This window comes from Bacteroides sp. MSK.20.12 (assembly GCF_019052435.1).
Lineage (GTDB): Bacteria > Bacteroidota > Bacteroidia > Bacteroidales > Bacteroidaceae > Bacteroides > Bacteroides xylanisolvens.
In genome coordinates this window covers 26,659-38,582 of sequence record NZ_JAHQVH010000021.1, presented here as the reverse complement: position 1 = coordinate 38,582, position 11,924 = coordinate 26,659, and the positions used below count along the sequence as shown (strand labels likewise).

11 protein-coding genes are annotated in these 11,924 nt (G+C 43.6%); 7 read left to right on the top strand and 4 right to left on the bottom strand.

Going from position 1 to position 11,924, the window contains the following annotated elements:
• Positions 1 to 17 precede the first annotated feature (17 nt).
• The 4 genes from KTR06_RS12575 to KTR06_RS12560 form a co-directional block, all read right to left on the bottom strand.
• Positions 18 to 314 carry a transcriptional regulator gene (locus tag KTR06_RS12575; protein ID WP_004313179.1) on the bottom strand — a complete coding sequence of 99 codons (297 nt, stop codon included), beginning with the start codon at positions 312 to 314 and terminating at the stop codon, positions 18 to 20.
• Entirely contained in the window at positions 315 to 914 is a 600-nt protein-coding gene (locus KTR06_RS12570; protein WP_217290387.1) for a hypothetical protein, read from the bottom strand.
• 234 nt (positions 915 to 1,148) lie between these two features.
• Positions 1,149 to 2,639 carry a UxaA family hydrolase gene (locus KTR06_RS12565; RefSeq protein ID WP_008022926.1) on the bottom strand — a complete coding sequence of 497 codons (1,491 nt, stop codon included), beginning with the start codon at positions 2,637 to 2,639 and terminating at the stop codon, positions 1,149 to 1,151.
• 30 nt (positions 2,640 to 2,669) lie between these two features.
• Entirely contained in the window at positions 2,670 to 3,734 is a 1,065-nt protein-coding gene (locus KTR06_RS12560) for a LacI family DNA-binding transcriptional regulator (RefSeq protein ID WP_004303832.1), read from the bottom strand.
• A 253-nt stretch (positions 3,735 to 3,987) separates the two neighbouring features.
• On the opposite strand from KTR06_RS12560, the gene KTR06_RS12555 reads away from it, so the two are divergent.
• The 7 genes from KTR06_RS12555 to KTR06_RS12525 all read left to right on the top strand — a co-directional run bounded on the left by KTR06_RS12555 (position 3,988) and on the right by KTR06_RS12525 (position 11,884).
• On the top strand, positions 3,988 to 5,013 hold the full coding sequence (locus tag KTR06_RS12555) for a sugar kinase (RefSeq protein ID WP_015530936.1): 1,026 nt from the start codon (positions 3,988 to 3,990) through the stop codon (positions 5,011 to 5,013).
• 69 nt (positions 5,014 to 5,082) lie between these two features.
• Positions 5,083 to 5,751, top strand: a complete 669-nt coding sequence (locus KTR06_RS12550) for a bifunctional 4-hydroxy-2-oxoglutarate aldolase/2-dehydro-3-deoxy-phosphogluconate aldolase (protein ID WP_217290386.1) — start codon at positions 5,083 to 5,085, stop codon at positions 5,749 to 5,751.
• A gap of 276 nt (positions 5,752 to 6,027) precedes the next feature.
• Entirely contained in the window at positions 6,028 to 6,930 is a 903-nt protein-coding gene (locus KTR06_RS12545) for a cation diffusion facilitator family transporter (RefSeq protein ID WP_074910586.1), read from the top strand.
• Between the two features lie 48 nt (positions 6,931 to 6,978).
• Entirely contained in the window at positions 6,979 to 8,577 is a 1,599-nt protein-coding gene (locus KTR06_RS12540) for an aspartate:alanine exchanger family transporter (RefSeq protein ID WP_009040471.1), read from the top strand.
• Positions 8,578 to 8,648: 71 nt separating this feature from the next.
• Positions 8,649 to 9,005, top strand: a complete 357-nt coding sequence (locus KTR06_RS12535) for a hypothetical protein (RefSeq protein ID WP_032851504.1) — start codon at positions 8,649 to 8,651, stop codon at positions 9,003 to 9,005.
• Between the two features lie 84 nt (positions 9,006 to 9,089).
• On the top strand, positions 9,090 to 11,417 hold the full coding sequence (locus KTR06_RS12530; protein WP_217290385.1) for a TonB-dependent receptor: 2,328 nt from the start codon (positions 9,090 to 9,092) through the stop codon (positions 11,415 to 11,417).
• Between the two features lie 125 nt (positions 11,418 to 11,542).
• Entirely contained in the window at positions 11,543 to 11,884 is a 342-nt protein-coding gene (locus KTR06_RS12525; protein WP_008770610.1) for a hypothetical protein, read from the top strand.
• Positions 11,885 to 11,924 lie beyond the last annotated feature (40 nt).

The following is an 11,924-nucleotide window of genomic DNA, read 5'->3' as shown; positions in this document are numbered from 1 at the left end:
GTGTTTTGATGAATTATTTATTTTGATTTTAGAAATTTCTCTAAGGCTTCAATATGCGATTTGAAAGCTTCTCTGCCTTGCGGGGTTGCCTGAAAAACAGTCCGTGGTTTTCGTCCGACAAAACTTTTGTTGCATACGATATATCCCAGTTCTTCTAGGGCACGGGTATGGCTGGCAAGATTGCCGTCGGTCAGAGAGAGCTGCTCTTTCAGAAAATTGAAATCAGCTTCCTCATTTACCATCAGAATAGCCATGATGCCCAGTCGGACCTTGCTTTCGAATGCTTTATTAATATATTGGAATGCTTCTATCATTTATGATCTCTTTCTTTCGTAGTGTAAATAGAACAATATACCATAGAGGATATGGAAACCGCCGAAACCGATGGTCCAAAACAATAATGAATGACCTTCCCAAAAACAGTCTACGACGCCCAAACAGATGAAAGCATAACCTAACCATATGATGCTGGAATAAGTAAACTTGGAAACGTTGACCAGTGCCAGCCCATAAAATAGAAGCATGACCGAAGCCAGGATGTCATAATACTCGTGCATAAGGATGGAAATACATAAAACACCTCCGGTCAGCATCGGAAGAGAGAAATTCCACAATGCCCGGTAAGTGAGGCGGCTGAAAAATTTTTGCCCTGTCTTCTTGGATTTGTAATAGGACAGGATGCAAGCAGTGACCGCAGCAGCTACCAATACGAGCGAGGCTATTATAGCCATCAATTCAAGGGCAACAATTAAATGAGTGTCCGGTGTAATAACTTGTGTGGCGATATATGCGCCAACTAATGCATAAATGCCCGCCATGATTGCAGCGAGACCACTTAGAGAGATAAACTTTGAGGACTTTTCCATCAACTCTTTTATCTCATTTACCGATTCTAATGCTTTATCTTTATTCATATAAAAAGTGCTTTGTGATGCAAAGTAAAATAAAAGATTTCAGATGAACAAACTTTTTGCTTGAATATTTTGATAATAAAGAGTTCAATGGTATGATGAGGCTTTGATATGGTATTATACAAAAAAGAATTGCTGTCCCGTTCAACTTCTTGTTGAGTAGGGGATAGCAATTCTATGGTGTTAATGATGTGCCTTTTAACTTCGTATAAGTTACTGTATCAAAAAAAGAACAATTTACAAGGTTACACCTGTTTTAAAGATAGCAATTTCGCGATAGCCTTTCTTTTCGTTGTTTACGAATTCACCGCTTGCCACTTTGATGATATAATCAATGAAACGTTCGCAAGTCTTTTCCATCGGTTCATTTTCTACAATCACACCAGCGTTGAAGTCAATCCATCCTGGTTTGTTTTTAGCCAGCGTCGAGTTGGTGGAAATCTTCATGGTTGGAACAAAAGTACCGAAAGGAGTACCACGTCCGGTGGTGAAAAGTACCATGTGGCATCCGCTTGCAGCAAGGGTGGTGGCTGCAACCAGGTCATTGCCCGGAGCAGAAAGCAGATTAAGACCTTTTTTCTGTAAACGTTCACCGTAAGGCATCACGCCGGATACATAGCTCTTTCCGCACTTTTGGGTACATCCCAATGCTTTTTCTTCCAGAGTAGAGATACCGCCGGCTTTGTTTCCCGGAGAAGGATTTTCGCCGACAGGCTCTCCGTGTGACAGGAAGTATTCTTTGAAGTCATTAATCAGATGGACGGTCTGTTCAAACAGTTCCTCGTTTTTGCAACGGTTCATCAGGATGGTTTCTGCGCCGAACATTTCCGGAACTTCTGTCAATACACTTGTGCCTCCCTGTGCAATCAGGAAATCGGAGAACATACCCAGTAGCGGGTTTGCCGTAATGCCGGAGAAACCATCGGAGCCACCGCATTTCAATCCCACACGCAGTTCGGACAGAGGAACATCGGTACGTTCATCTTTAGAAGCCTTTGCATATAAATCGCGCAGGATTTCCATTCCTTCTTCATATTCGTCACCTACCTTTTGAGTAACCATGAACTTCACGCGGTCTTCATCAAACTCGCCCAGAAACTCACGGAACACGTCCGGCTGGTTATTTTCGCATCCTAAGCCTACTACCAATACGGCGCCCGCATTGGGGTGAAGCACCATGTCACGAAGAATCTTTTTCGTATTTTCGTGGTCGTCACCAAGTTGTGAGCAACCGTAGTTGTGTGGGAAAGCGACAATGGCATCCACTCCCTTGCCTTCGGTTTCGTGACGCAGTCCTTCAGCCAGTTGACCGATGATACCGTTTACGCAACCTACCGTCGGGATAATCCATATTTCGTTTCTTACCCCTACATCACCGTTTTTGCGACGATAACCTTTGAATGTAAGATCTTTATGAGGAATATCCAAAGAAACCTGAATCGGGTTGTAAGTGTAATCCAACAATCCGGCGAGGTTGGTTTTGATGTTCGTTTCGTTCATCCAGTCACCCTGTTTCTTTGCCATTCGTGCATGTCCGATAGGATAACCGTACTTGATTACATTTTCGCCTTCAGCAAAATTCTTCAATGCGAATTTATGTCCGGCGGGAATGTCTTCGTTCAATGTAATTTCAATGTCATCTACAGAAAGATGCTCTCCTGCCGGGAGGTTAACAATGGCAACGGCAACGTTGTCGGCAGGATTAATTCTTAAATACTTTGTTTCCATGTAATGTACTTGTAAAGTTGTACTTTGTTGTTATTTGCTATGGTAATAGTCTATTGTTTCTACCGTTAACAAGTCGATGGGCATATAGTTGATGCAGGTCACTTCTTTCTTGAAAATAAGGTGATCGCAAAGAGCTTTGATGCCATTGGCGCCTTGCAGTTCCGGTTGCTGGGCAATGAGGAAAGAGATGCTTCCTTCTTTCAGGCAGGTGACATTCCGTTCCAGAAGGTCATAGCCTATCAGATTGAAATCTTTCTTTCCGCGACTTTGCAGGTATTCGCCGACGATATAGGCTTTAGAGTTGAATGTGATTCCGTTCTTCACTGTCGGATAGGTACGGAAGAATTCATCCAGCATCTCATTGTCTTCGTCGTTGCGTTCGGCATGCAAGTCGAGCTCCAGTATAGTACAAGACGGATGATGTTCTTTCATGTACTGCCTGAAACCGATTTCTCTGTTCTCTTGCTGGTTAGAGCCCACAATTCCTTCATGTATCTTGCGGAAAATAACGATTTCCTTTTCATCCCGTGCCAGTAACATCATCATTCTGGCAGCGAAGTATCCGCTTTGGCGTGAGTTCTGACCGAAGAAGGCGAGGGGAGGAACGTCTTTGATATTGGAGTCTATATATATATAAGGTATATCCAATGCCTGCAACTGATCGGTGAAACCTTTCGTATACTGCGGAGCGGTAGGAGCTACCATCACTCCGTCCGGCTGTAAAGCCAGAATGGCTTCGCTGGCATTCTCGAATGAATGGTAGTCGTACGGATCGTAATAGTTGATTTTCACCGAAGTATTGAAATCCGAATAGGTGGCAATAGCTTCGTGGATACCGGTTTCTACCGCTGTCCAGTATTCGCCTTCCAGATGCTCCGGCAGCAGACAGATAAACGTATACTTCTTATTAGAAGCCAAAGCGCTGGCGTACATGTTGGGCTGGTAGTCAAGCTGCTTCAGAATTTCTTCTACGCGTTTCTTGCTGGCTTCCGACACTCCGCTACGTCCATGAATAACGCGGTCTACTGTTCCCACTGATACATCTGCCAGACGGGCGATGTCTTTGATTCTGATCCTTTCGGGCAATTTATTCATACGATAACCTTTATTTATATAGGTTTTTGTGCTCGCACACAATAATAATCTTAATATTTTCGATACAAATATATAACAATTTTTGTAATTACGAAAATTGTTGTATCTTTGTGCCCGCACACGAAAGGTATGTGGTGTTAGTCTTTTTATGGATTAATAGGCATATTATCAGCGTGTTAACCCCTAAAATAGGGATGAAATGATAAATTGAAAGTTCATAATATTAATAACTTAGAATTTAAAACATAAGATTATGGGAAAGAAAGTCGTTACATTAGGCGAAATCATGCTTAGATTATCAACTCCGGGTAATACTCGTTTTGTTCAATCTGACTCTTTTGATGTAGTATATGGTGGTGGAGAAGCTAACGTTGCAGTGAGCTGTGCCAACTACGGACATGACGCCTATTTCGTAACTAAATTACCGAAACACGAAATTGGACAGTCTGCTGTTAACGCATTGCGTAAATATGGCGTAAAGACAGACTTTATTGCCCGTGGTGGCGACCGTGTAGGTATCTACTACTTGGAAACAGGTGCTTCTATGCGTCCTAGCAAAGTTATTTATGACCGTGCTCATTCTGCAATTGCTGAAGCTGACGCTACTGATTTCGACTTTGATGCTATCATGGAAGGTGCTGACTGGTTCCACTGGTCTGGTATCACTCCGGCTATTTCTGACAAGGCTGCCGAGTTGACTCGTCTGGCTTGTGAAGCTGCAAAACGTCACGGCGTAACTGTTTCTGTTGACTTGAACTTCCGTAAGAAACTGTGGACGAAAGAAAAAGCACAGTCTATCATGAAACCGTTGATGCAGTTTGTAGACGTATGTATCGGTAACGAAGAAGATGCAGAACTTTGCTTGGGCTTCAAACCGGATGCTGACGTTGAGGCTGGCCACACAGATGCTGAAGGCTACAAGGGTATCTTCCAGCAAATGATGAAAGAATTCGGATTCAAATATGTAGTTTCTACTTTGCGCGAATCTTTCTCTGCTACTCACAACGGTTGGAAAGCTATGATCTACAACGGAGAAGAATTCTATACTTCAAAACGTTATGATATCGATCCGATTATCGACCGTGTAGGTGGTGGTGACTCTTTCTCCGGCGGTATCATCCATGGTTTGATGACTAAACCTAATCAGGGTGCTGCTCTTGAATTCGCTGTTGCTGCATCTGCATTGAAACATACTATCAATGGTGACTTCAACCTTGTTTCTATAGAAGAAGTAGAAGCATTGGCTGGTGGTGACGCAAGCGGTCGCGTACAGAGGTAAATAAGTTGAGAGTTGAGAATGGAGAGTTGAGAGTTTGAAAAACCAATTCATTTAAAATAAGAAATTAAGATGGCAAAATTCGATAAAATAGCCGTATTGAATAAGATCGGCTCTACAGGAATGGTTCCTGTATTCTATCACAAAGATGCAGAAGTTGCAAAGAAAGTAGTAAAGGCTTGTTATGACGGTGGTGTTCGTGCTTTTGAATTCACAAACCGTGGTGACTTCGCACAGGAAGTATTTGCTGAAATCGTTAAGTTCGCAGCAAAAGAATGTCCTGAAATGGCAATCGGTATCGGTTCTATCGTTGATCCGGCTACTGCTGCTATGTACTTGCAGCTGGGTGCTAACTTCGTAGTAGGTCCGTTGTTCAATCCTGAAATTGCTAAGGTATGTAATCGTCGTTCGGTAGCTTATACTCCGGGATGCGGTTCTGTGTCAGAAGTAGGTTTTGCGCAGGAAGTAGGTTGCGATCTTTGCAAAGTATTCCCGGGTGATGTTTACGAAACTAACTTCGTGAAAGGCTTGATGGCTCCGATGCCATGGTCTAAGCTGATGGTAACAGGTGGGGTAGAACCTACTAAAGAAAACCTGACTGCATGGATTAAAGCTGGTGTATTCTGCGTAGGTATGGGCTCTAAGTTGTTCCCGAAAGATAAAGTGGCAGCAGAAGACTGGGCTTATGTAACTGCAAAATGTGAAGAAGCTCTCGGTTATATTGCCGAAGCTCGTAAATAAGATTAGAGAGCGAAAGCTGTCTATAATAAAAAGAGGTTGATGCGACAGCCTCTTTAAAATATGCCTCGAGGGTTAGTTAGTTTAGTTAGTATATGAGGCATATTTTCATTTTGTTTAAAGGTGTTTAAAGGGGATAAGCCATCGGGATGATTCATTCATTTCGGTGGCTTGTTTTTTCTGGAGGGGAGCCGTTACTATTGCCGAAAGTGGAATGGGGATGAACCAATCTCCCGATGAGATGTTTTTTAGATTATAGATATAATAACAATATATAATATGGAACCTCATCATCACCACGAACATAATCATCAGTTGATATCGCTCAATAAGGCCTTCATTATAGGCATCACTCTGAATATTGCTTTTGTTATCGTAGAATTCGGAGTAGGGTTTTATTATAATTCTCTGGGATTGCTTTCTGATGCTGGGCATAACTTGGGTGATGTAGCCAGTCTGGTGCTTGCTATGTTGGCTTTCCGGTTGCAGAAAGTTCATCCCAATAGCCGTTACACGTATGGATATAAGAAGAGTACGATTCTTGTCTCTTTATTAAATGCAGTTATATTATTGGTTGCCGTGGGCATTATCATTGCCGAGAGTATAGATAAATTGTTCCATCCGGTTTCCGTAGATGGTTCTGCCATCGCATGGACAGCCGGGGTGGGAGTGGTCATCAACGCGCTGACTGCCTGGCTCTTTATGAAAGATAAAGATAAGGATCTGAATGTGAAAGGAGCTTACCTGCATATGGCAGCAGATGCATTGGTTTCTGTGGGCGTAGTTGCTTCCGGTATTATTATCACCTATACAGGATGGAGCATTATTGACCCGATTATCGGGCTTGGCATTGCTGTTGTCATTATTGTCTCTACTTGGGGATTGCTTCACGATAGCCTTCGGTTGTCGTTGGATGGAGTACCGGTGGGGATAGACGCTCAAAAGATACAGCAACTTATCATGGAACAACCCGGCGTGGAGAATTGCCATCACCTGCATATCTGGGCGTTAAGCACAACGGAAACCGCTTTGACTGCCCATATTGTTATTGACAATATCACACAGTTGGAAGAAGTGAAACAGCATATAAAGGAAGCACTTGAAGAGGCAGGTATTCATCATGCCACTTTGGAGTTTGAAGACGAAAAAACTACTTGCTGCAAGGAATGTTGTGAGGATTAAATAAAATCCGTACCTTCGCGCCCTTAAACTAACTAACCTTTATTTTTTATGTTTACTGACTTATTGCATTCCTCTTATTTTTCCCTTTTCCTGATTGTCGCATTGGGATTTATGCTGGGAAGAATTAAAATTAAGGGGTTATCTCTCGATGTGTCGGCAGTTATTTTCATTGCCCTTCTTTTCGGGCATTTTGGTGTTATCATTCCTAAAGAATTAGGAAACTTCGGCTTGGTGCTCTTCATTTTTACCATCGGTATTCAGGCAGGGCCCGGATTCTTCGATTCTTTCCGTAGCAAAGGAAAGACGCTTATTCTCATCACTATGCTTATTATTTGTTCCGCCTGTCTTACCGCAGTCGGACTGAAATATGCATTTGATATCGATACACCGAGTGTTGTCGGTCTGATTGCCGGAGCGCTGACTAGTACGCCGGGTTTGGCTGTTGCCATCGACAGTACCAATTCTCCTCTGGCATCCATTGCTTACGGTATCGCATATCCGTTTGGAGTGATCGGCGTGATTCTGTTTGTCAAGCTGTTGCCTAAAATCATGCGGGTGGATTTAGATAAAGAAGCCCGTCGCCTGGAGATAGAACGTCGCGGACAATTCCCGGAATTGACTACTTGTATTTATCGCGTCACTAATGCGAATGTGTTCGATCGCAGCTTGGTGCAAATTAATGCGCGTGGTATGACAGGTGCTGTCATTTCACGTCTGAAACACAATGATGAAATATCCATTCCTACCGCCCATACGGTGTTGCATGAAGGAGACTACATACAAGCCGTAGGCAGCGAAGAGTCACTGGATCAACTGGCTGTGTTGGTAGGCAATAGAGAAGAAGGTGAACTGCCTTTGGATAAAACACAGGAAATAGAATCTTTGTTGTTGACTAAAAAAGACATGATAAACAAACAGCTGGGTGATTTGAACTTACAGAAAAACTTTGGTTGTACAGTGACTCGTGTTCGTCGAAGCGGTATTGATTTATCTCCGTCTCCCGATCTAGCCTTGAAGTTTGGTGATAAACTGATGGTAGTCGGTGAGAAAGAGGGACTTAAAGGAGTAGCCCGCCTGTTGGGAAATAATGCGAAGAAACTATCTGATACGGACTTTTTCCCCATTGCAATGGGTATTGTATTGGGCGTGTTATTCGGCAAAATAAATATCTCTTTCTCTGATAGCCTGTCATTCTCACCGGGACTGACCGGGGGAGTTTTGATGGTAGCTCTTGTGTTGAGTGCGATAGGTAAGACAGGACCCATTATCTGGTCTATGTCCGGACCTGCCAATCAGTTGTTGCGCCAGTTAGGTCTGCTTCTTTTCCTTGCCGAAGTGGGAACTTCTGCCGGTAAGAATCTGGTAGCTACCTTCCAGGAAAGCGGATTATTGATGTTCGGAGTAGGAGCCGCCATCACATTGGTGCCAATGCTTGTTGCAGCCATTGTCGGACATTTCGTATTTAAAATCAGTCTGCTCGATTTGCTGGGAACTATTACGGGAGGGATGACAAGTACTCCGGGACTCGCTGCCGCTGACTCGATGGTGGATAGCAATATTCCGAGCGTAGCTTACGCAACTGTTTATCCGATTGCCATGGTATTCTTAATTTTGTTTATTCAAGTAATAGCCTCGGCTGTATATTAACAGAATTTCATATAATAATTGATTGTTAAATAAATAGTTCGTATCTTTGTCGTCTCAAAGAAAAAAATGAGGTGAAACGATTGTTATTGAATATTACACGCTACTTCTTGCCGATACTGTTTGTATCGTATCTGGTAAGCTTTACATTCTTTGCCCACGTGCATGTGGTCAATGGCGTGACAATCGTCCATTCACACCCGTTTAAGAAAGGGGCGGCACATGAACATTCTACAGTCGAACTACAGCTGATTCATTGTCTGTCTCACTTAACGGCAGACGGTGCGGCTGTTGTTTTTGCTCTTTCCCTTTTCATTCCTTTTTTATTATGCTTGTTGCCCGGACGTTCGCAACACACTCACTATCATTGTCCGTATCATGGGGTAGTGGGACTTAGGGCACCCCCGGTTATTCGTTTCTCTATTCTTTAAATGATGATACCGTACCTTGCATGAGGTAGGGCATTATCTGTCTATCCATGTAAATACTTATCGAAAACGAATAACAAACGAAAAATGAAGAATTACATCTTTTCGCTTGTCTGCTTGTGCTGCACATTGTTGCCTGCCCTCGAAGGACAAGCCCATGAATATCCTGATCATCCCGAATTACGTAAGTCAGATGCCAACATTGTTGGCCATATTCTTGATAAAAATACAAAAGAGCATTTACCCTATATTACAGTCGCCTTGAAAGGTACGACCATCGGAACAGTGACCGATGCTACCGGACATTATTTCTTGAAGAATCTTCCCGAAGGTGATTTTGTGCTGGAGGTTAGTTCGGTGGGATATAAAACCGTCAGACGGAATGTGACGCTGAAGAAAGGGCGTACATTGGAAGAAGATTTCGAGATAGAAGAAGACGCGGTTGCTTTGGATGGCGTAGTCGTATCTGCCAATCGTAATGAAACCACCCGACGTCTTGCTCCGACACTGGTGAATGTAGTAGATTTGAAAATCTTTGAGAATACCAATTCTACGACTTTGGCACAAGGCTTGAGCTTTCAGCCGGGTGTTCGTGTAGAGTCCAATTGTCAGAATTGCGGTTTCCAGCAAGTGCGTATCAATGGACTGGATGGCCCTTATACGCAAATCCTGCTCGATTCCCGTCCCATTTTTAGTGCGCTTTCCGGTGTGTATGGTATCGAACAGATTCCTGCCAGCATGATAGAACGTGTGGAAGTGATGCGTGGAGGCGGCTCGGCACTGTTCGGCTCATCTGCCATTGCCGGTACAATCAATATCATCACCAAAGAACCGATGCGCAACTCTGGTATGTTATCTCATACGATTACGGGAATTGGCGATGGCGACGTTTTCGACAACAGTACGGCATTGAATGCGTCTCTCGTGACGGACGACCAGCGTGCAGGTCTGTATATCTTCGGTCAGAACCGCCACCGTTCTGCGTATGACCATGACGGCGACGGATATTCCGAAATACCCAAATTGCACGGTCAGACAATTGGTTTCCGTTCGTTCCTGAAAACAACGACTTATTCGAAACTTACTTTTGAATATCACCACATGGAAGAATTCCGCAGGGGAGGAGACTTATTGAACCGCCCGCCTCATGAAGCGAATGTGGCGGAGCAGACCGAACACTCAATCAATGGCGGAGGACTGAAGTTCGATTATTTCTCCCCTAACGAGAACCATCGTTTCAATGTGTTTGCATCTGCACAGCATATCAATCGCGACAGCTATTATGGTCCAGGTGACAGAGACCCTTTGGATGCTTACGGAAACACCACTGACTTGAACTGGATGGCAGGCTCACAGTATGTCTACAGCTTCGGCAAATGCATCTTCATGCCTTCCGACCTGACTGCCGGAATAGAGTTCAATCAGGACAAACTGGAAGATAACATGTGGGGATACAACCGCACGGTAGACCAGAAAGTGAATATCGGTAGTGCTTTCCTTCAGAACGAATGGAAAAATGATCATTGGGGATTCCTGATTGGCGGCCGTTTGGATAAGCATAATCTGATTAACCATGTGATATTCAGTCCGCGTGCCAACCTGCGTTATAATCCGACAGAAAACATCAATCTTCGTTTCAGTTACTCATCCGGCTTCCGTGCTCCGCAGGCTTTCGACGAAGATTTGCATGTGGAAAATGTAGGCGGTAATGTAGCGATGGTTGAACTGGCGGATAATCTGAAAGAAGAAAGATCACAGAGCTTGAGTGCTTCGGCAGATATTTATCATCGCTTTGGTGCGTTTCAGGTTAACTTCCTGGTAGAAGGATTCTATACAAAGTTGTCGGATGTTTTTGCCCTTACCGACGGAGAGGTAGTGGATGGAATTCTGACACGTACCCGTCACAATGCATCAGGAGCGCAAGTTATGGGATTGACACTGGAAGGAAAGATGGCTTACCTGAATAAAATCCAAGTTCAGGCGGGAGTCACTCTGCAACAGAGCCATTACAGCAAACCGCACATCTGGAACAAAGAAGCTCCGGCGGTGAAGAAAATGATGCGTACGCCAAATACTTACGGCTATTTTACAGCAACCTACACCCCGATAAAACCGTTATCTATCGCTCTTTCCGGTACCTATACCGGTTCGATGCTGGTTCCCCACGAGCCGGTTCCGGGATTCCTTGAAAATCCGATAACGGTGAATACCAAAGACTTTTTCGACATCGGTTTGAAAGCTGCTTATGACTTCAAACTTTATAAGTCGATGAACCTCCAGTTGAATGCCGGCATACAGAATATTTTCAATGCCTATCAGGACGACTTCGATAAAGGAGCTGACCGTGACTCCGGCTATATCTATGGTCCGTCACTTCCGAGAAGCTTCTTTGCCGGGGTGAAGATCAGTTATTAAGATTCGGTTAAGATTTAAAATCGTTATAAATAGGGATTGTTTTGCATGGAGACAATCCTTATCTTTGCAAAAAAACAAACTAAACCCTGACTTTACTGCACAGAATAGATGTGCAAGATTACCGGATGAAACAATTGTACCTACATATAATGAAGTGGTTTTTGCCTGTACTGTTTATCTCGTACATGGCAGGAATCACTTTATTTACTCACTCCCATGTAGTAAACGGGGTAACGATTGTCCATTCGCATCCATTTAAAAAAGGCAGTGAACATAGCCATACGACGGTTGAATTCCAACTCATTCACCTGTTGAATCATGTATTGGTGACAGACAGCGGATTAATACCTACATTCGCGGTCGCTGCTTTATCTCTATTATGTATCCTGTTTATCCGCCCGCAAGTTGAGCCATATCACCGTTCTTGTCCGGGCGTCATATCTCTTAGAGCACCTCCTGTCGCTTAGTCTATCTTTTCGGGAACAGTATTCATCAGTTAGGAACAAC

Coding starts and splice junctions, on each gene's coding strand:
- KTR06_RS12575 (WP_004313179.1), bottom strand. CDS start 314: ATGATAGAAGCATTCCAATATATTAATAAAGCATTCGAAAGCAAGGTC.
- KTR06_RS12570 (WP_217290387.1), bottom strand. CDS start 914: ATGAATAAAGATAAAGCATTAGAATCGGTAAATGAGATAAAAGAGTTG.
- KTR06_RS12565 (WP_008022926.1), bottom strand. CDS start 2,639: ATGGAAACAAAGTATTTAAGAATTAATCCTGCCGACAACGTTGCCGTT.
- KTR06_RS12560 (WP_004303832.1), bottom strand. CDS start 3,734: ATGAATAAATTGCCCGAAAGGATCAGAATCAAAGACATCGCCCGTCTG.
- KTR06_RS12555 (WP_015530936.1), top strand. CDS start 3,988: ATGGGAAAGAAAGTCGTTACATTAGGCGAAATCATGCTTAGATTATCA.
- KTR06_RS12550 (WP_217290386.1), top strand. CDS start 5,083: ATGGCAAAATTCGATAAAATAGCCGTATTGAATAAGATCGGCTCTACA.
- KTR06_RS12545 (WP_074910586.1), top strand. CDS start 6,028: ATGGAACCTCATCATCACCACGAACATAATCATCAGTTGATATCGCTC.
- KTR06_RS12540 (WP_009040471.1), top strand. CDS start 6,979: ATGTTTACTGACTTATTGCATTCCTCTTATTTTTCCCTTTTCCTGATT.
- KTR06_RS12530 (WP_217290385.1), top strand. CDS start 9,090: ATGAAGAATTACATCTTTTCGCTTGTCTGCTTGTGCTGCACATTGTTG.
- KTR06_RS12525 (WP_008770610.1), top strand. CDS start 11,543: ATGAAACAATTGTACCTACATATAATGAAGTGGTTTTTGCCTGTACTG.